Source organism: Paenibacillus sp. FSL R5-0912, from assembly GCF_000758605.1.
Lineage (GTDB): Bacteria > Bacillota > Bacilli > Paenibacillales > Paenibacillaceae > Paenibacillus_AQ.
The window spans coordinates 7,526,911-7,545,297 of sequence record NZ_CP009282.1 but is presented as its reverse complement, the minus strand read 5'-3'; the positions used below and the strand labels follow the sequence as shown (position 1 = coordinate 7,545,297).

The following is an 18,387-nucleotide window of genomic DNA, read 5'->3' as shown; positions in this document are numbered from 1 at the left end:
ACCCACTTATAACATTTAAAATAAAGGCATTTTAAACCGATAATCTTAAAATTAAAGGAGTGGTTAAAAATGGACTCTATTGATAAGCAAATTCTGTTTCATCTTCAAAGTCAGGCGAGAATTTCCATGACAGAGCTGGGGAAAAGCGTGGGCTTGTCTCAGCCCGCAGTAACGGAAAGAGTGAAGCGGATGGAGGAAAATGGGGTGATCAAGGAGTACCGGACGATCATTTCTCCGGAGAAAATCGGGAAACAGGCAGCTGCCTATATCCTTTTCCACTCCAGAGAGTGTCATGCCTTTCTGGACTTCTGCCGTACCCATCCCAATGTCGTCGAATGCTATCGCATCAGCGGAGAACACAATTATCTGTTAAAAGTCATGTCAGACTCCACTCAGGGTCTTGAGGAGTTTGGAAATCAGTGTGATAAATATGGGAATTATACGATTCTAATCGTCATGTCATCCCCTATTGAGCCTAAAAATCTCATTCCTTCGCTGGAGGAAGCAAGCGTAAACCTGCTTAAATAGAAAATAAACAATAGGGCTCTTTAGAACTTGGGGCGGAGTCCCCAGATATTCTCATCAAACTCTAATCTCCCTGCAAAGTCTTTCTCATCAAGGATGGTTTACCCTAAGGGTAATCACAAGAACTGGAGGAGAGAGAATATGAGAATGACGTGGAAACGGCTAATCACAAGCGCCTCGCTGGCGGCGGTATTAATGTACATGGGCATAGCGGATGGAGGGAGCGCCGGTGCGCGGCCGCTGTCCGAGGCGGACTTTGAATCCGCGACAGCACAGGCCTCGGTGTCAGCTCCGGCGGCTGCAGTCTCTCTGGAGACAACGGGGAAGAAGACGGGGACGGGATACTCTTTTGACAAAGGCATTACCCGCGTCAGCTTGCCGGCCGGCACGCAAAGTGTCTCTATTGCTAACACGAACGGAACCATCGAAATTAAGCAGGGCAATGTTAAGGAGATGGAGGTCCATATGACAGTGAATGTCCATCAGGCAAACTCGGATGAGGCGAAGGCCGTAGCGGACAAGGCGGGGATGAAGGTAAGCAAAGGGGCTGATCTGGAGATTAGAACCTACAGCGAGTCCTATGGCAATTGGCGATATCCAAGCCTTGATCTGACGGTTACACTGCCGCAGGGCATAAAGGCCGAGCTTCAGGCAGAGACGGAGAACGGCAATCTTTCTTTGTCAAAAGTTTCTAGTACAGGTAGAATTGAGTTAGCGGCTGTGAACGGAAATATATCTGCTTCCGGCATCGGCAATGCGCTCAAATTACATACGGTTAATGGCAATGTGCAGGTCTCTGAAGCGAAGAACCGCGTAGAAGTCACACTTACCAACGGCAACGTGAAAGCAGAGCAAATTGCCGGAGCCTTGACCCTGAAGGCCACAAACGGCAATTTGTCGGTGAAGGACGCATTGGCTGCTGTAGAAGCGGTCACTGTAGCCGGGAACATTCATGTGAAGAGCCGGAAGGTCGGCGGAGACTGGAAGGTAACTACAGCGGTAGGGGACGTAGAGCTGGCCTGGCCGGGGAATGCGGGTGTCGTGGTCGATGCCGAATCCGCTTTTGAAGAGATTGAAACGGACTTCCCGCTGACAGTGAAGAATCACCGGGCCAGCGGGAAGCTGGGCGCAGGTACGTATCAGATCCGTGCCAAATCTATGGCCGGGTTGTCGCTAATGAAGAACTGATGTTGTGAAGAGGTGGACGAGAGGTTGAAGGAACGCGTATTGGTTATTGAGGATGAGCCTGCCATGATCCGCCTGCTGGAGCTGGAACTGTCCTATGAAGGTTATGACATTACGGTTGCGTGCGATGGTCTTACGGGTGCCGGGAAAGCGCTGGGGGAGCATTTTGACATCATTCTGCTCGATTTGAATCTGCCGGGCATCAGCGGAATAGAAGTATGCAAGCGGGTACGCGCGGTGAAGCAGACTCCAATCATTATGCTGACTGCCAGGGACACGGTGAGTGACCGGGTACGGGGACTGGACACCGGGGCGGATGATTATGTGCCGAAGCCCTTCGCCATCGAAGAGCTGCTGGCCCGCATGCGTTCCCTGCAGCGCAGGCTGCACGCCGCAGAAGCCGGAGATGAAGTCCTGCATGCCAAGGATCTGATACTGGACAGGGCTGCGCACCGGGTCAGCCGCGCCGGGCGCGAGATTGAATGCTCACAGCGCGAATTCGAGCTGCTGCACTGCCTGCTGGTCCATAAGAACCGGCTGATGAACCGAGAGGCACTGCTGAACCTGGTCTGGGGCTACTCGTATGAAGGCGAGACGAATGTGGTGGATGTCTATATCCGGTATGTGCGCATGAAGGTGGATGAAGGCTTCAGCGAGAAGCTGATTCATACGGTCCGGGGCAGCGGGTATATTCTGAGAGACTGAGGTGAGTGAATGAAGCCATGGACGTTCTCCCGTAAAGTCAGTGCTTCAATTGCACTCACTGCACTGGCCGTTACGGCGGTGGTCAGCGGATTTGTCTATATTACCTTCAAACATTGGACAGACAGCCAGGAGACCCGGCTGCTGGATGCGAAGCTTAGACAGTTTGAGCTGCGGGTCGGTGAGGTGGAATTCCTGCCGTCCCTGCTTCAGCCCGGATTGGGCAAAGGAAGCGGTGCAGCGGCTTTTTTGAAGCCGGATTTCTCCGTTTTTGCCCCTGATCTGGATAAAGGCCAGGTTCTGCAAATGTTGGATGCACGCGGGCGTGTGCTCGCAGAAGCGGGCGAGGGTGAACCGGCGCCCGGTTCAGATGTTTACAGCGCAGAGAAGGAGCTGTCCTTGCCCGTGTATGGGCTTGTCCGGCTGCAGCTTACGGACAGCGGGCAATCACGCAGCGCCACCGCTGAGAAGGAAGTGGGCAGACTGCTGTTGCTGGGGCTGCTGCTGGCTGCAGGAATGGCTGTGCTTGCAGGGGGCATCGTCTCCCGTTCAGCGCTGAAGCCGATCCGCAGCATGATTGGCGAGGTGCGAAGCATCGGAACGAACAGCTTGTCCCGGCGGCTGCATGTTCCTGCCGCCCAGGACGAGCTCCAGCAGTTGGGCGAGACCTTTAACGGGTTCCTGCATAAGCTGGAGGTTTCCTTCGACCAGCAGCGCCGCTTCATCGCCGATGCTTCCCATGAGCTTAAGACACCGCTGGCCATTATTGAAGGCCATACGCATATGATCCAGCGGTGGGGCAGGCAGTCTCCGGAGGTGCTGGATGAATCGCTGGCGTTCATGATGGATGAGACCCGGAGGATGAAGGAGCTGATCTCCCAGCTGCTGCTGCTTGCGGAAGCAGAGGCGGAGGCGCTGGCCCCGGAGGGCGGAGAAGAAGCCTGCAATCTGAAGTCCGTGCTGAACGAACTGCTGCCTCAGACTGTTCATGTTAATCCGGGGGTGCGGCTTGATTATGACGGCGGCTCTGGTGAACAGGCGCTGCCCATCCGGATGCCTGGCAGCGCCTGCTATCAGGTGCTCCGCAACATCGTAGAGAATGCACTGAAGTATACGCCTGAAGGCGGAGCGGTAACGATCGGGCATTCCCGTTCGGATGACGGTAAGGTGATCCTGAGCGTAGCCGATACTGGAATCGGAATATCCGCTGAGCAGCTGCCGCATATCTTCGAGCGCTTTTACCGTACGGAGGCTTCACGCAACCGCTCGCAGGGCGGCTCGGGCTTGGGTCTGGCCATTGCCAAGGCAATCATGGAGCGGTATGGCGGCTCCATCGCCATCGACAGCACGCAGGGACAAGGTACAACCGTAACGCTGACGTTTGCAGGAGCATAAGCGGGCGGTGGTATAAGTAAGGTCTATCCAACGAATCAATAACCTGATTTAACAGAGTGAATTATAATATTCCTTGACTGGAATATTCCGATTGGGGTATATTATAGCTGTACCCCAATACTAAAGATTTCACTAAAGGAACATCTGAAATGGACACAACGACATTTAGCGCACTTGCCGAACCAACCCGCCTGCGGATGGTAGAGATTCTGAAGGAGGGGCCGCTGAGCGTAGGCGATATTGCTGAGCGTCTGGAACTGCGGCAGCCTCAGGCCTCGAAGCATTTGCGCGTACTGCTGGAAGCCGGACTGGTTGAGGTAGAGGCGGCGGCGAACCGCCGGAATTACAGGCTGCGTACAGAGCCGCTGGAGGCTATGGATGCTTGGCTGGAGGCCTATCGTAAGCTGTGGAGTGAACGCTTCGACAATCTGGATGAGTATCTCCGGAAGCTGCAATCCAAAGACAATTCATGATTATCAGGAGGGATTAGGAATGTCCAGCAAAATGATTACGAGAGTAGAAGGTCTTGAACTGGTTCTTGAACGTGTATTCGATGCACCGCGTGAGCTTGTATTCAAAGTATTCTCCGAGGCTGAGCATCTGAAGCAGTGGTGGGGCCCGCGCGGCTGGATCGTTCCCTTCTGCAGCGTTGATTTTCGTCCGGGCGGCGTCTGGCACTACTGTATGAAATGTGTGGATGAGAAGCAGGGCGATTTCTTCGGCATGGAATCCTGGGGCAAGGGGGTCTACCATGAGATCACCGACGGTGAGAGTTTTGTCTATACCGATTACTTCTCGGATGCCGAAGGCAACGAAACCGAAGGTATGCCGTCCACGCTGGTCAGCATGTTCTTTGAAGAATACGATGGGAAGACGAAGCTGGTGAGCCGGTCGAAATACGATTCCGCGGAAGCGCTCAAGACGGTGATGGATATGGGGATGGAGCAGGGGATTACCGAAACCTGGGACCGCCTCGAGGAGCATCTGCAAGCGATTCAGTAACCGGACGGGCAGCGGAGCAGATAAGTGTAGTAGGAGTGATAATACGAAGAGGCTGTTTCCTTGCCGGATGTTGGCGGGGGATGGGCTCTTTTTTGATAATACGCATTTATATATTTGGGGTATATTCCAAACCTATGTTTAGAGCTGTCCATTCAGGGTGAATGGGTAATAGCGATTTAACTGACTGCAAGCAGTCCGGCAGCGATCGCGTACGGGCTTATTTGCATTGTCACTATGGGGAGGCCGAAGGCATGGACGAGGAGTTGCTGGCACAGCTGAAACGCTGGCACGAAGATAATGAGTATCAGCAGATAGTGGACCGCATTCAGGAGATTCCGCCGGATACAAGAGATTATGAGACGATCAGCCAGTTGGCCAGAGCCTATAACAACCTGGAACATTACGGGGAGGCACTGGAGCAGCTGCTGAGTATTGCGGGGGAGGGCGGGAATGATCCGCTGTGGCATTTTCGCATAGGATATTCCTATTATTATCTGAAGCAATATGAACAGTCTATAAGCGCATTCGAACAGGCGGACCAACTGGCTCCCGGGGATGGGGATACCCACATGCTGCTGAAGTGGAGCCGGAGCGGCGCGCAGCGGGAGAAGCGGGAGCAGGCAAGGCGTGCCGCAGCGCTGCGTGCCTCCAATGCACAGGGGGCTGCGGACGGAAGAGACCTGAACTCTTTCATCGAATACTGCGCGGATTTCTGGGAGGACAGCGACTATGCCCGGAAGGAGTATGTGTCGGCGCCGCCCAGTGACGAAGGGATTGCTTCTGTGGAGCAGGAGCTGGGCTATAAGCTGCCGTCCTCTTACATCGCGATGATGAAGCAGCAGAACGGCGGAATTCCCCGCAACACCTGCTTTCCGGTAGAGGAATCCACGTCCTGGGCTGAAGATCATATCGCAATATCGGGAATTGCCGGTATCGGCCGGGACAAAAGCTATGCCCTCTGCGGCGATCTCGGCAGCCAGTTCATGATTGAGGAGTGGGGATACCCCGATATTGGAGTGGTTATTGGGGACTGTCCGTCTGCAGGCCATGATGTGGTGATGCTGGATTACCGCTACTGCGGGCCGGAGGGAGAACCCGAGGTCATTCATGTGGACCAGGAGAACAACTATGAAATTACGTTCCTGGCCAAGGATTATGAGACCTTCATCCGCGGGCTGGTGAGCGAGGAGGTCTATGATACATCGGAGGAAGATAAGCAGGACGATCTGCGGAAGGTAGCCGCCGGGCAATTCTCGCCTCTGCTTCAGGAGCTATGCGATAAAGTCACCGGAGTGGACAACATAGAGGGGATCATCCGCAGCATCTGCACCGCCATCGTTGAAGAGAAGGGCCATTTCTCTCTTCATGTGGACGAACGCTCGACCTTGATGTATGATCTGCAGTTCTGGCTGTACACCAGTGCCTATCCGCAGACCAGCCGTGATCAATATCTTGAAGTCTATTCGAAAATAATCGCGTTCGGCGGCGAATTCAGCACTGGCGCATATGCCCCGGGCTTCATCTCAGACTGGCTGGATGAACGGGTGCGGCAGGGAATGATCGTGGAGCGTGAGGGAGCGCTGCGGTTCACGGATATAGCAGAGGAACAATTGCTAGAGAAGCTGAGGGAGGCGGAGGCCACGGAAGCTGTGAATGTTAAGCCGTTTATTATAGTAGAGCAGGGGAATGGCGGGAAATCGGTGATTCTGAACGTGGGCAGCTACAAGGCCGAAGTGTTTGCTGCGCGGGAGGAAGAAGGATTCCAAGGCAATGGATATGACTGGGGCTCTCTGGCTGCGGTATTCCTTGAGGAACAGATGCCTGAACTCGCCGGAATCATCCGTTTTGACCCGGAGGCCGATATGTTCTGCGCGTATGCCTCCGATGGAGCTGCGGTCGTAGCCTTCGCCTCCGCATTCAAGCGGGCTTGTGAGAACGACGCACTCATACGGGATTTATTCTCGCGTGCGGAGCTGGATTAAGCGGGGCGCTTGAGCGGCATATAGAAACGGGAACTGCCGTTTTATAGGACAGTCCCCGTTTTATTTGTACCATGCGCCAAGGAAGGGTTAAGCAAGTCCCGCCAGCCAAGGCGACAGCAGGATAGAATCGCTCGTATTGATAGACTGGCCTGTTGTAAATCCCGTGAGGTTCTGTGATCTGAAATTAATCGGCGGTGCTGCCAGCCCGGAGGTGCCTGTGCTCCGGCCTCCGAGGTTGGAGCCGTTAACCTGGTTGTAGACAGCAAGCTGATACGTGATATCCCCTGAAAGTGTCAGAGAGGCCGTCAGCGGGAGAATAAATATTCCTGCCCGTAAAGAGGTCGCTACAGTGGTTACTCCAATAACTGTAGACTGGGAGGAGCTGGTCGGCTGCAGGACAGCCATCTGAAAAATACCCGTAGAGCCTAGTTGAGTAACGTAAGCTGCAAGCCTGTTGATCGTTATTTGCGATCCGCTGAATGCGAGCGCCCCGATAGCCTCATTATTTCCGCCCCCGGCATTAAATGGGATCTGGGTGTTGAGATCCCCGATTTTCAGCGTCTCGATGAATGCCGAGCCTGCTCCTGCTATCCCTGGTGAGCCCGCCAGACCGGGCGCGCCCGTTGCTCCTGCCGGTCCTGTTGCTCCTATTGCACCTGTCGCTCCAGTTGCGCCAGTTGCACCTGTAACACCTGGCAAGCCGGCCGTTCCCGGCAAGCCCATAAGACCCATTGGTCCCGGAATCCCGGTCACTCCAGTTGCGCCAGTTGCCCCGGTTATGCCTTCGAGGCCCATTAAGCCCATTGCCCCCATAGCACCCATAAGTCCCATATCGCCCATGGCTCCAATATTGCCCATGAGTCCAATGCTGCCCATGGCTCCGGTTGCTCCTGTCACACCCATGAGCCCAATCGAGCCCATGAGCCCGATGCTGCCCATCGCGCCGGTGGCCCCGGTCACGCCCATGGCTCCAATGTTGCCCATGAGCCCGATACTGCCCATCGCGCCCGTCGCTCCGGTCGCGCCCATGGCGCCGATCGAGCCCATGAGCCCGATGCTGCCCATCGCGCCGGTCGCTCCGGTTGCGCCCATGGCGCCTATGGTGCCCATGAGTCCGATGCTGCCCATCGCGCCGGTCGTTCCGGTTGCACCCATGGCGCCGATGGTGCCCATGAGCCCGATGCTGCCCATCGCGCCGGTGGCCCCGGTCACGCCCATGGCTCCTATGTTGCCCATGAGCCCTATACTGCCCATCGCGCCCGTCGCTCCGGTCGAGCCCATGGCTCCGATGGTGCCCATGAGCCCGATGCTGCCCATCGTGCCGGTCGTGCCGGTCGCCCCGGTCGCACCCATCGCGCCGATGTTGCCCATGAGCCCAATGCTGCCCATTGCGCCCGTTGCCCCGGTCGCGCCCATCGCGCCGATGGTGCCCATGAGCCCGATGCTGCCCATCGTGCCGGTTGCCCCGGTCGCACCCATCGCGCCGATGGTGCCCATGAGCCCGATGCTGCCCATCGTGCCGGTCGCCCCGGTCGCACCCATCGCGCCGATGGTGCCCATGAGCCCAATGCTGCCCATTGCGCCCGTTGCCCCGGTCGCGCCCATCGCGCCAATGGTGCCCATGAGCCCAATGCTGCCCATTGAGCCCGTTGCCCCGGTCACGCCCATGGCTCCAATGCTGCCGCTAAGTCCGATGCTGCCCATCGCACCTGTTGCCCCGGTAGCTCCCATCACCCCAATGCTGCCCATGAGTCCGATCGTGCCCATTGCACCTGTCGTCCCCGTTGCGCCAGTCGCTCCAACATTGCCCATCAGTCCAATGCTGCCCATCACTCCGGTCGCCCCGGTCGCGCCCATAACACCGATACTGCCCATGAGTCCTACAGCGCCAGTGGCTCCCTGCATCCCCATTGCAGCCATGTTTTGCATGAGTTCCATCATGCTCATTGGACCTGGTGAAGCTGCTGTCTCACTAGGCGGACACTTAGCACTCCGTGAAGCAGGATTCCCTTTGGCGCTGCGCTTCCCTTTTAGAATCCTGCTTTTTTTCAGGTGCTTATTATATTTATACATTGTGTTGCTATAGAGCCGAAGCTTTATCCGTTTTCTTTTGATTCGCTGCAGCTTGAGCTTCCTATTCTTATCTGCATCCGACTTATTCATGCTATCCCACCTTCTGCCGGTCAGGTTTATACATAACCACTCGGGCTTCTGTATAACGTATGAGGGCTAGTGTGGAATGGAGTAGACGTATGCCTCGTGGATTCCGGTTTCTTTTGGCCGATATGCAATTGCCCTGAGTTCCTCCTGCTTGCCCCAGCAGCTTCTCCATTAGTCTTAATGGAGCGCACACATCAGAGAGTGAATCGATGGAGGGTGAGGGCAACCCCTTCTCTTCTGTCTGAGTTGCAAGTTCATTCTACAATGGAGGTAATTACATGCTAACAAGGTTCAAGCTTCACAAGCTCGCGGTATACTTGCTGATTCTGGCTTTACTGGCGGTTCCAGTTCCGCTGGGTAATGTTGAATCTGCTGCGCCACAGATTTCAGACACGATTTACCAAAATGGTTTTCACTAGTTTAAATCTGGCGCTATAAATAGGAGGGATAATGATCATTTATAAAGAATTTTAGGTAAAAAGGAGTGAGTGAATGATAATCAAAGCGGTTCTTTTTAATCTGGATGGAACACTGCTGGACCGTGACTCATCACTATTAGAGTTTGTCAGAGCATCAATACGACCGTTACCGGGAGTTTCAGATCGTTAATAAGAAAGTTTTGTTAAGCGGTTCATCGAACCTGATAATCATGGTTACATGTGGAAGGACAAAGTTTATCAGCAGATTATAAATGAATTCTCTATTCAAAACATAGAAATGGACGTTACTTTTAGAGGGTTACATAAGAAATATCCAAAAGTATTGTATAGGTTTTGTGAACTGTGTTGTTCGAATCGCTGCGTGAGAAAGTGACGATAGAAGAGGAGCAACGGTATCATGAGGTACTGGCAGCGTGTCTGGGACAGGTTATTGTGGAGCTTCATGAGCCTCCGCAGGTGGGAGTCTAGATTCAGACCGTTCTCTTCTTCTGCACAAGAAAGATCGGTCCGCCAACCAAGAAGCCGCTGATTATCCCGGCTAATATGGACTTAAAGATACTCCATACAATATCTGCAGCCGTGCTGTCAGGAGTTGCCGTCAGATTCACAATGAACAGCAGGCTGAACAGAACAGATGTAATCAGGAAAGATTTTGAGGTAAGAAATCGTTTCATGGTTCTCCTCCGTTTCAGGTGCAATCCTTTTTCACTCATTCTAATATTACCATAATTATCCTATAAAACCACGACACACAGCTGTCCGGTTTCCCCCGTTATACTTGGCATATCTCAGATGACAAGGGGAGAACAAGCGAACATGGGCGAAATCATCAGACATGATGTGAACGCGGAATACGCGTACTCGGGTTTTGTGGAGGCCGGGGATTTTATTTTTCTCAGCTTCTGTGTGGGCAATCTGGGCGGAACGGTGGAAGAGCAGGTAGAAGGTGCGCTGAATGATATGAGCGGCCGCCTGGGGCAGGTGGGTCTTACGCTAACAGATGTGGTGAAGATGGATATTCTGCTGCGGGATGTATGGGATATTCCGGTCATGGAAGAGGTGTTTAAGCGCAGATTCCAAGGCAATTATCCGGCACGCAAAACCATATCCACCGAGTTCGCGCATGTTGGCGGCCCGGAGGGACTCAAGGTTCAGATCGACGGTGTGGCGTATAGACCGCGACTCTGAATGACGGCACAATTTCCCGGCGAGGCGGTTTGGAGCGATTGGCGACATCATATACGTGATGGTGTGGCTGGACTGGATACACAGATGCGGGTTCTTTCGCTGGAAGAGAGGCCGCAGTAACTGTGTTCGAACATTTGTGCATTTGCGCTGTATATTTATAAAAATTCACGCTGCCGTTGTTCTCGCCTTATCCGGCTATAGAACGGGCAGCGTGATAAAGGATAAGCAAAGGGCGATTCATCCTGTAGGGGGTGCGCTTTTTTGCCTGGATATGATGTAACTTATGCGAAAGGTCTTCAACCTTCCAAGTTATAACCATCGAAATTAACGATTATTTAGTCTGAAGCTTATAAGTATATTCTTTATCATTGTAGTTAAACTTAATTGAGTCGGATGATTGTCCGCTAAGAGAATAATCTTCTAGCTTCACTTTCTTTCCGGTAGAAATATTATAAACATAGGCTTCAGAGTTGCTGCTGCCATCAGAATTTCCAGGGGTTACACTAACCCAAATATAGAGATTTTCAATTTGATCAGTTGCATATTTGTAAGAATCTCCTCCCGTTGAGTGAAACTCATTAATTACTCTATTGTATGAGGGGTCTTCTACCTTCATAATCCAGGTTTGTTGTCTTAGCGGCTGAGCACCATCTGTAAAGACAGATGATGTATGGTAGAGAATATAATCTCCAAATCCAAATAAATCATCTACAATCAGCGTAGCTGCACTATCTTTAAGTGGCAAGGTAAATAACTTTTTAGACTTCTCTAAAGTAAGAATTTTTTCATTAGGAGAACTCAAATAAAAAACAAACGGTTCAGTCGGAAAATAAAATGGATTTGTTTCTGTTCCGGGAGCTATCTCCATTTTAGGCGCTGGCAACCAAACAATACCGGCTAATGTATTGACAGCAAAATTGTACTTTTTTGTTTTTTCATCATTTAATGGAATGCTGTAGCTTTCTTCCCCGATTTGTACACTTTTACTGCTTGGGTTTGAAGTTGAGTTTGCCTTTTCCTCTTGATGAGAGAGTATGTTTGAAGTAGCGCTATTGTTAAGAGAATTATTACTGTTATTACATGCCGAGATAAGCAAAGTGCCTGCAAGAATTGTTGTCAACGTATAGAATTTTGCATATTTCATTTTGAACTCCTCTAAAGATTTTATTTTGAACATTTTTAATTATACATTATGAAAATAGTTTTTTGTTACATATTTGCAATTATATTCAAATGATAATTCAAAATACTGTAACTGTAACTACGTATAATTAGACGCTCCGACCTAATAAAATGTTTAACAAATAATAACATTAAATTTATATGTCGAATACTATACGAAATAGAATTCGAAATTGGGGTTAGCAATTTGACGGTATAACGACGCAATTATCGCTTTTTAAGGTAAGGCATTCTTCTTGGATTTCTTTCAATTTTAAAACATAGAGCTGTCCAATTGAATCGTAGAATGCCAGATCTTCCGGTGCGGCAGTAATTATTTTTTTACTTAACATGCAAATTTCTTTTTGAATTTCTAATTGTCTTTCCATATTACTTTTAATCATCATTAAGTTCCCCTTTCAATTTTTTGAAATGTGAAAAATCAGGTGAATGTTCGATATCGAAGTGTAGTGTTTTTTCTATTAATAGCTCTCTTAAAGTCTGAAGTAAATCGTCTTGGTCGTTCAAACCAACCATCCTCTTTTGTTTATTAAGTAAGGGGGAGAACATTTCAAGAATACTCTCTAACGCCCCTCGATCTCCTTGCTGGGCCAAACTGACTAAGGTATATAAATCTTTTTCCATAGAACTCATTTCTCCTTTGATTCATTTATTGAAGTGAGCAGGTCGTGTATGACGTTAGTCAGAGCATCTATCTTTTTTTCAAATCTAACTACTAAATATCCAATCATAACAATTGGAAAGCCAACATTATTTATTGCAGTAATGAAAATAGTAAATGCCTCACTATCCACTGATGTTCACCACCTTACTGGAATAAATTGCTCTCATTTTAACTAACGCCTTTCTTTTTCTATTAAATACTGCTTGCGGGCTAATGGAGAGAAATTTAGCAATTTCAATGTCTTGGTAGGACATCGTGTAAGACAATAAAATAACCTGTTTTTGTTTAGGACTTAGATCGATCCAAGCAAAGTAAAGTGCGTCGTCTTCAATACTATCTCTAAAAAATTCATCTCCTGAAAAGTATTGATCTAACAGTGGAGAATGGTTATATAGAAATTCGTCTTTATTGTTTTTCTCAGAGGTATCATTATCTAAGAAAAGAGGATTTCTTTCTTTGGCCTTCCTCATTCTTCGTATAAAATCAATAGCTGCGAAGCGAATAGTTGAAGAAATAAAGCGAATAAAACGTATCCTGAAGTAATGTTTTTTGAACGCCCTATTGAGAAGTTGCAAGTTAGCGTCATTCCCTTTTATTGCCGATAACAACCACTCTATATGTTGTTCCTCATCAAAAAAGGAATTGACAATTGGATTTAGAAACGGAATTGTTTTATCATTTTGAAAAAAATTTCTTACGATTACTGACTCTGCTTCATTCAATAATGTTAAATTCATCTGATAGCCTCCCACTATAAATTAATATTTTCTCTTGTTTGCTCACTCGTTCTTAGGTTTTCAGCCATGGACAGGTTGAGAGTTGGAGAAGTCATGTAAGGATGACATTATTTTCTTGCAGAGCCGGTGGCGGGAATAGAGGTTGGGGGGATTGTCCCCAGCCCATGGATCGTTCCTGTGATCGCACTTTGGATATCCACACCTGTCTCTTGACGGCTTACCCTCCCATGTCACGCGGGGTCTTTGCCCTTACATTCCTTCGTTCTGCCTCTCAAGAGGTGGACGCCGTTTCTTGCTCCTTTACAGGGTCGTTGCCCTTATGGAATTAGTTCCTGCGGCTGCTCCGTGCTTCTTTTGTCTTTGGTGAAACCTACTTCAATGAGCAAAATGAGTTTGGTTTTTCTTAGGCTGCCATCTGTAGCTGGGCCTGACGGACCGGCCCTAACACGCTGTTTGCATCGTATGGAATGTGCTTCGTCCCGAGCGTATGAAGCACGCGAATAAGTTTCCCGCACAACGCCACAAGGGATTGCTTTTTCTTCAGTGGATTCTGACTTCGTGTCGTAAAATACTGGTGCAGTGCCTTGAATTCGGCGTTCTTTGCTACCATGGGCATGACCGCCCGGAACAGCAGGGCCCTCAGCTTTGCACGTCCACGTTTGGTAATACTGGACTTGCCCTTTTTCTTTCCCGAACTATTCTCTTTGAGATTCAGTCCGGCCAGCCGAATAATCTGCTGTCCATGCTCGTAACCACTCAGATCGCCCACTTCCGCCAGGAATCCCGCTAACGTCACTACAGCCACACCGGGCACGGTAAGCATCTCTTTCGTGCCTGGAATTTGCCCTAGTAGACGTTCTACTTCGGACAGAATCTCTTCAAGCTGTCTGGCGAACATGTCATACTGCTCCAGAAGTGTTTTAATCTCGATCTTTGCTGCAGGAAGACCTTCGGTCAGACCGATAGAGCCTCTCGCCGTTTCGACCAGCAATTGGGCTCGCTTCGTTCCCACCGCTCGTTTCACGTCTTTCTTCCACCGCTGAGCGATGGCTTCTGCACCGAGTCCTACGATCTCACCTGGCGTCGGAAACTCGTCTAGAGTAATAAGCGAGGCTTTTCCTTCCCAGTCTTTAAACACCTCAGTGTATTCCGGGAAAAAGCGATCCTGCCAGTTCTGCACCCGCCTTTGCACCTGCCCGAGGTTCACCATGATCTTCTCCCGAAGATTCATGAGAATTCGCAGATCTGCGTAGATACGCGTTGGCAATTTAGGTTCGCTGTATTTCCCATTCCGCACTAAATCGGCAATGACTTTAGCGTCTTTATAGTCGTTTTTCGTGGGTGAGTTATCTTCCAGTTCTTTGCTTTTGTGTACATGATGCGGATTGACAATGACCAAAGGAATGCCGTGCTGTCCCAAATACTCGGCCAGGTTAAACCAATAGTGTCCGGTAGGCTCAATGCCAAAGAGGACGTCGCTCTTGGCATGCTCCCGCTGAAGCTCCTTCATCCACTGAACCAGTTGCTCCAGTCCGGTACGGGTATTTGAGAACACACAATCCTTTCCGAGTTCAATCCCCCGGTAGTCGATAGCGCGAGCCACATGGGTTTCTTTCGCAATGTCTGCGCCTACGACAAGGGTCTTGTCGGAAATTCGTGTAATCCGTTGATTCTGCTTCTTCGATTGTTTATACTTCATGTTGAGTGCCTCCTGTGCTGCAATTGTTCTTTGGCGGAACGTTTCCCAGTATACAGTTGGCGCTTTTTTCATTCAAACCTCAAATTAATTCATTACAGGAATGGCTCCTTTTAGATTCTTTCCATTAATAAAGTGAAGAAAAAACTTCCATAATCAACCTAACACAGAACATATGTTCTATTATATCTCATAAATCTACATTTTTTGATTGTTTTTCAAAGAACAATATACTTCCTTTTAGTCTTAATATTACTTAGGTCTAAAATACAAAAAAAAGGACGCGTTATTCCCGTAATGGGAATTTCGCGTCCTTATGTCTATACCTACTATTTTGTTTAAATTTTAGCTGCAACAACTGGGCGCTAAAGTTGTACCGATTTTAGTTTTGGATATAGCAGAGTAATAAATCTCCCACCAACGTTGAAGGATATTTCCGGCTGCGCTAGGAATTGCACCAACAGCAGAACCAGAAGAGTAGTAAAAACTTTGAGCCCACCCCATTGCTCCCATAGCAGCACATCCAGCACCGAAACCAGGAGCATAATAAGTGCCAGCACCAGGGATTGATCCGTACCTATTACTGGCTGGCAGCGTGTAGCCGTTAGCAATAGCGTCTTTGATATACTTAGATGCAGAACGTCCATTTGCATCAACAGCACTAACACTAAAATTTGTTCCTGTCATCAGATTAATGAAGTCTGTAACGCCTACGCAGATATTTGCATACGGGTGATCAGGGCCACTTCCATAAGCATTTGCTGGATTGTTGTAGGGAGTATTAATATTTTTAATTCCTTTCCCGCTTTCGTGGTACCACATGATCAGGATCATTACATAGGGAACGCCTGTCTTGTAACTTGCCCAGTCCGCATATTTCCCATAAATTGATTCGAACGTAGAAGCTGAAAGTTCGACTCCGCCTCCATTTGTTGTACACGTAAATGCCATAAATCAACACATCCTTAAATAGAATTTAAGCTCAAACAATTCACCATGGATGATATTGCTCTCTTGCTTATAATTAATAAAGTGAAACCTAAATCCTTATAATCAACCTCATTCACTATTTGGAATTTTTAAGAATTAGGAGTATGTTTCAACTGAACGGTAACGCCACGAAGCAGGTGGAATGCCTGTCCAGAGATTGTCGGATTATATATGCCTGCTAGCACAGGTCGCGGGGGAACGACTAGGTTTACGCGGAAGGAGCGCTGAGTGAGTTTAGTGATCGTATGGCAGGCGGGTCTTACGCTAACAGAAGAAGATGCCTCAAGCCAAACAGCAGCCCCTCCTGTCAGAGTGAGCTGCTGTTTGGGATATTTACAAGCGGCAGTGGATAGATGAATGCAGCAATCCAATCCCTATGGTTTCAGAAGCACCCGATGAACACCCTGGCTTCCTCCCGGTGCGGTTCCGAGATATAAATATCCTGCCTGGCTTACGGCAGTGGTGATGCCATACAAGGTTCCTTCAGGATCATGCCAGCTGTTCACAAGCTCTCCTTCGGGTCCATATTCTGCGACAAGTCCGTGCTTCACCGGCGCACTTGCTCCATTTAACAAGGCCTGCGGAACTTTGGACATCATCGCTGCTACCCAGGGATGACTATGCATGTAATCGGCAAAAGCCAGACGGGTTGTGAATACCCCCACCCAGAAATTTCCCTGAGCGTCGCGGGTGATATTGTCTGGAAACCCCGCCAGGTTCTCCGCAAAAATATCAGAGGTACCTTGCTTTGGCCCCTTCAGCCAATATCTTGTCAGCTGGTAATGGTACGATTCAGCAACAAGCACGAAATCTTCTTCAGCAGATAATACGACTCCGTTGGCGAAATACAAATCCTTCAGCAGAACGGTTGTCTGTTTGGTCTGCGGATCATATTTCAACAACCGTCCATGCGGTTTGTTCTCGGCAATTTCTTTGAACATGACCTTGCCATAGTTAGAGGTGTCGGAGAAATAGACCGATCCGTCTTGCCCGATGTCCAGCTCGTTCGCCAGATAGATCGGTCCTCCATCTACTTCAGTGGCCAATACTTCAATCTTTCCATTCGGGTCAATCGACAGCAGCCCCTTCTGAATATCCGCCACGATCAAATTTCCGTCAGCATCGAATTTCAGCCCGTTAGGTGTTCCCTGGGTATCGGCGAACACTTCGGCTGGCTGCGCCTTGCCTTCCGCATCGAAGGCCACTCTGTAGATTGTGCCGTCAGAGTCGCCTGTATACAGCCGCCCGGTAGAATCAAAAGTGATAAATTCCGGGAACTTCGCGCGGTCTGTCACAAGCTCTGCGGAGCTAAGCTTGCTGTTCTCTTTCCAGGGACCCTCCTTCTCAAAAGAAGGGGCGGCAGGTGCAGACCATACAGCAGGCTCTACCGGAGCAGGCATCAGCAGGAACCCGGCGATTCCCAGCACAATTACGCCGAGCAGGACCAAGCCCCATCTGCGAATGTGTTGACCGGTGGAACGTTTACGTGGATTGGTTTCTGTAGACATTATTGATCCTCCTTAGGGTGTGTAGGGCGAAGCATACCACCGACCAGCCGCAGACTTTGTCTGCGGGTCATGAACCGGGTAATCTGGGCACTGAGGTAATTGCGGAGTCCCGGAACAAGGTACTGCTTCCCTCGGGCCATAGCGCGCAGTGTAAGGGCCACTACCCGCTCCGGCGAGTCCTTCGCGCCGCCGACAGAGGCATCCTCCGTACCCACCACGTTGAAGAAATTGGTCTCCGTCGAGCCTGGACACAGGGCGAAGAATTGGACGCCGCGATTACGATTCTCCCACCACAGGGCGTCGGTAAAGGACAGGACAAAAGCTTTGGTCGCCCCGTAGACAGCCATATAAGGCAGCGGCTGAAAGCCTGCGGTAGACGATACATTGATCACAGCGCCTGCCCCTCTGTGGAGCATTCCGGGAAGGAATAAATGAGTCATATCGACTACAGCGGTGACGTTGAGCATCACTTCTTCATGCTGGCGTTCGCCGGAGACCTCTTCAAACAGGCCATGGGTGGCAAAACCCGCATTGTTAACCAGCAGATCGATGCTCAGGCCGAGCTGTTGGCATTGCTGGTACAGATCTCCGGCAGCGCCTTCGAGCGATAGATCCAGGGGGATGACCCGGCACTGAACTCCATGGCTGCGCGTCAATTCGGCTGAGAGCGCATCGAGTTTGCTTTTGGTTCTGGCTACAAGCACCAGATGACTGCCTTCCTTGGCTAATTGTCTTGCGAACTGTTCGCCGATTCCCGAAGAGGCTCCGGTGATTAACGACCATTTCCCTTTAGTATTCATAGTTTCTACTCCTCTGTTACAATGTTTTGTAATGGAAACAACGTTACCGGATTCGAAAAAAATATGACCGATCTTAGCGGCCATAAGTCCGTTATCAACGGCATAAATCCGTTATCAGCGGCATGAATACAATTGGTAACGGTGTTTCATATATGAATCATAGTAACCAAAATGACACACCTGTGTCAACTCGTTTTTTTCAGCGTGAGGGTTCAATTGACAACCTATGTT

21 protein-coding genes are annotated in these 18,387 nt (G+C 49.9%); 10 read left to right on the top strand and 11 right to left on the bottom strand.

Going from position 1 to position 18,387, the window contains the following annotated elements; all coding sequences use genetic code 11:
* The first annotated feature begins 69 nt into the window (after positions 1-69).
* The 7 genes from R50912_RS32090 (at position 70) to R50912_RS32060 (ending at position 6,791) form a co-directional block, all read left to right on the top strand.
* A complete protein-coding gene (locus R50912_RS32090) occupies positions 70-528 on the top strand; it encodes an Lrp/AsnC family transcriptional regulator (protein WP_042240909.1) in 459 nt (152 codons plus the stop codon).
* A 138-nt stretch (positions 529-666) separates the two neighbouring features.
* Positions 667-1,713, top strand: a complete 1,047-nt coding sequence (locus R50912_RS32085) for a DUF4097 family beta strand repeat-containing protein (protein WP_042240906.1) — start codon at positions 667-669, stop codon at positions 1,711-1,713.
* 24 nt (positions 1,714-1,737) lie between these two features.
* Positions 1,738-2,415 (top strand): response regulator transcription factor, encoded by a 678-nt coding sequence (locus tag R50912_RS32080; protein ID WP_081956746.1) that lies wholly within the window; start codon positions 1,738-1,740, stop codon positions 2,413-2,415.
* A gap of 9 nt (positions 2,416-2,424) precedes the next feature.
* Positions 2,425-3,807, top strand: coding sequence for a sensor histidine kinase (locus R50912_RS33775; RefSeq protein ID WP_052416802.1), 1,383 nt, complete (start codon positions 2,425-2,427; stop codon positions 3,805-3,807).
* 149 nt (positions 3,808-3,956) lie between these two features.
* Entirely contained in the window at positions 3,957-4,280 is a 324-nt protein-coding gene (locus R50912_RS32070) for an ArsR/SmtB family transcription factor (protein ID WP_042140481.1), read from the top strand.
* 19 nt (positions 4,281-4,299) lie between these two features.
* Positions 4,300-4,809 carry an SRPBCC domain-containing protein gene (locus tag R50912_RS32065; protein ID WP_042240902.1) on the top strand — a complete coding sequence of 170 codons (510 nt, stop codon included), beginning with the start codon at positions 4,300-4,302 and terminating at the stop codon, positions 4,807-4,809.
* Positions 4,810-5,060: 251 nt separating this feature from the next.
* On the top strand, positions 5,061-6,791 hold the full coding sequence (locus R50912_RS32060) for an Imm51 family immunity protein (RefSeq protein WP_042240899.1): 1,731 nt from the start codon (positions 5,061-5,063) through the stop codon (positions 6,789-6,791).
* 87 nt (positions 6,792-6,878) lie between these two features.
* Here R50912_RS32060 and R50912_RS33770 read toward each other — a convergent pair whose 3' ends face one another.
* A complete protein-coding gene (locus R50912_RS33770; RefSeq protein ID WP_197073013.1) occupies positions 6,879-8,720 on the bottom strand; it encodes a collagen-like domain-containing protein in 1,842 nt (613 codons plus the stop codon).
* Positions 8,721-9,229: 509 nt separating this feature from the next.
* On the opposite strand from R50912_RS33770, the gene R50912_RS35455 reads away from it, so the two are divergent.
* Together R50912_RS35455 and R50912_RS36320 are read left to right on the top strand one after the other, a co-directional pair.
* The gene (locus tag R50912_RS35455) at positions 9,230-9,370 is read left to right on the top strand and encodes a hypothetical protein (protein WP_156123431.1); all 141 of its coding nucleotides are present in this window, start codon (positions 9,230-9,232) and stop codon (positions 9,368-9,370) included.
* Positions 9,371-9,733: 363 nt separating this feature from the next.
* Positions 9,734-9,859 (top strand): hypothetical protein, encoded by a 126-nt coding sequence (locus tag R50912_RS36320; protein ID WP_269322084.1) that lies wholly within the window; start codon positions 9,734-9,736, stop codon positions 9,857-9,859.
* Between the two features lie 2 nt (positions 9,860-9,861).
* Here R50912_RS36320 and R50912_RS32050 read toward each other — a convergent pair whose 3' ends face one another.
* Positions 9,862-10,065, bottom strand: a complete 204-nt coding sequence (locus R50912_RS32050) for a hypothetical protein (RefSeq protein WP_042240897.1) — start codon at positions 10,063-10,065, stop codon at positions 9,862-9,864.
* 142 nt (positions 10,066-10,207) lie between these two features.
* On the opposite strand from R50912_RS32050, the gene R50912_RS32045 reads away from it, so the two are divergent.
* Positions 10,208-10,579 (top strand): RidA family protein, encoded by a 372-nt coding sequence (locus tag R50912_RS32045; RefSeq protein ID WP_042240894.1) that lies wholly within the window; start codon positions 10,208-10,210, stop codon positions 10,577-10,579.
* A gap of 331 nt (positions 10,580-10,910) precedes the next feature.
* On the opposite strand, the gene R50912_RS32040 is transcribed toward R50912_RS32045, so the two are convergent.
* The 9 genes from R50912_RS32040 to R50912_RS32005 all read right to left on the bottom strand — a co-directional run bounded on the left by R50912_RS32040 (position 10,911) and on the right by R50912_RS32005 (position 18,156).
* Entirely contained in the window at positions 10,911-11,723 is an 813-nt protein-coding gene (locus R50912_RS32040; protein ID WP_042240891.1) for a hypothetical protein, read from the bottom strand.
* 217 nt (positions 11,724-11,940) lie between these two features.
* Entirely contained in the window at positions 11,941-12,147 is a 207-nt protein-coding gene (locus R50912_RS32035) for a hypothetical protein (protein ID WP_197073012.1), read from the bottom strand.
* Positions 12,137-12,385, bottom strand: coding sequence for a helix-turn-helix domain-containing protein (locus tag R50912_RS32030; RefSeq protein ID WP_042240885.1), 249 nt, complete (start codon positions 12,383-12,385; stop codon positions 12,137-12,139). The genes R50912_RS32035 and R50912_RS32030 overlap by 11 nt, the downstream gene beginning before the upstream one ends.
* 5 nt (positions 12,386-12,390) lie before the next feature.
* Entirely contained in the window at positions 12,391-12,555 is a 165-nt protein-coding gene (locus R50912_RS36315; RefSeq protein ID WP_197073011.1) for a YvrJ family protein, read from the bottom strand.
* Positions 12,548-13,162 carry an RNA polymerase sigma factor gene (locus tag R50912_RS32025; RefSeq protein WP_042240882.1) on the bottom strand — a complete coding sequence of 205 codons (615 nt, stop codon included), beginning with the start codon at positions 13,160-13,162 and terminating at the stop codon, positions 12,548-12,550. Before R50912_RS32025 ends, R50912_RS36315 begins: the two co-directional genes overlap by 8 nt.
* A 403-nt stretch (positions 13,163-13,565) precedes the next feature.
* On the bottom strand, positions 13,566-14,861 hold the full coding sequence (locus R50912_RS32020; RefSeq protein WP_042234001.1) for an IS110 family RNA-guided transposase: 1,296 nt from the start codon (positions 14,859-14,861) through the stop codon (positions 13,566-13,568).
* Positions 14,862-15,203: 342 nt separating this feature from the next.
* Positions 15,204-15,809 carry a hypothetical protein gene (locus tag R50912_RS35450; RefSeq protein WP_156123429.1) on the bottom strand — a complete coding sequence of 202 codons (606 nt, stop codon included), beginning with the start codon at positions 15,807-15,809 and terminating at the stop codon, positions 15,204-15,206.
* Between the two features lie 413 nt (positions 15,810-16,222).
* Complete coding sequence (locus R50912_RS32010; RefSeq protein WP_052416800.1) at positions 16,223-17,356, bottom strand: SMP-30/gluconolactonase/LRE family protein; 1,134 nt, start codon at positions 17,354-17,356, stop codon at positions 16,223-16,225.
* Entirely contained in the window at positions 17,356-18,156 is an 801-nt protein-coding gene (locus R50912_RS32005) for an SDR family NAD(P)-dependent oxidoreductase (protein WP_042240877.1), read from the bottom strand. The genes R50912_RS32010 and R50912_RS32005 overlap by 1 nt, the downstream gene beginning before the upstream one ends.
* Between the last annotated feature and the right edge of the window lie 231 nt (positions 18,157-18,387).

Coding starts and splice junctions, on each gene's coding strand:
- R50912_RS33770 (WP_197073013.1), bottom strand. CDS start 8,720: ATGCAAAACATGGCTGCAATGGGGATGCAGGGAGCCACTGGCGCTGTA.
- R50912_RS35450 (WP_156123429.1), bottom strand. CDS start 15,809: ATGGCATTTACGTGTACAACAAATGGAGGCGGAGTCGAACTTTCAGCT.
- R50912_RS32090 (WP_042240909.1), top strand. CDS start 70: ATGGACTCTATTGATAAGCAAATTCTGTTTCATCTTCAAAGTCAGGCG.
- R50912_RS32085 (WP_042240906.1), top strand. CDS start 667: ATGAGAATGACGTGGAAACGGCTAATCACAAGCGCCTCGCTGGCGGCG.
- R50912_RS32060 (WP_042240899.1), top strand. CDS start 5,061: ATGGACGAGGAGTTGCTGGCACAGCTGAAACGCTGGCACGAAGATAAT.
- R50912_RS32040 (WP_042240891.1), bottom strand. CDS start 11,723: ATGAAATATGCAAAATTCTATACGTTGACAACAATTCTTGCAGGCACT.
- R50912_RS32010 (WP_052416800.1), bottom strand. CDS start 17,356: ATGTCTACAGAAACCAATCCACGTAAACGTTCCACCGGTCAACACATT.
- R50912_RS32070 (WP_042140481.1), top strand. CDS start 3,957: ATGGACACAACGACATTTAGCGCACTTGCCGAACCAACCCGCCTGCGG.
- R50912_RS32050 (WP_042240897.1), bottom strand. CDS start 10,065: ATGAAACGATTTCTTACCTCAAAATCTTTCCTGATTACATCTGTTCTG.
- R50912_RS32020 (WP_042234001.1), bottom strand. CDS start 14,861: ATGAAGTATAAACAATCGAAGAAGCAGAATCAACGGATTACACGAATT.
- R50912_RS32025 (WP_042240882.1), bottom strand. CDS start 13,162: ATGAATTTAACATTATTGAATGAAGCAGAGTCAGTAATCGTAAGAAAT.
- R50912_RS33775 (WP_052416802.1), top strand. CDS start 2,425: ATGAAGCCATGGACGTTCTCCCGTAAAGTCAGTGCTTCAATTGCACTC.
- R50912_RS32005 (WP_042240877.1), bottom strand. CDS start 18,156: ATGAATACTAAAGGGAAATGGTCGTTAATCACCGGAGCCTCTTCGGGA.
- R50912_RS32065 (WP_042240902.1), top strand. CDS start 4,300: ATGTCCAGCAAAATGATTACGAGAGTAGAAGGTCTTGAACTGGTTCTT.
- R50912_RS32035 (WP_197073012.1), bottom strand. CDS start 12,147: ATGATGATTAAAAGTAATATGGAAAGACAATTAGAAATTCAAAAAGAA.
- R50912_RS32030 (WP_042240885.1), bottom strand. CDS start 12,385: ATGGAAAAAGATTTATATACCTTAGTCAGTTTGGCCCAGCAAGGAGAT.
- R50912_RS35455 (WP_156123431.1), top strand. CDS start 9,230: ATGCTAACAAGGTTCAAGCTTCACAAGCTCGCGGTATACTTGCTGATT.
- R50912_RS32045 (WP_042240894.1), top strand. CDS start 10,208: ATGGGCGAAATCATCAGACATGATGTGAACGCGGAATACGCGTACTCG.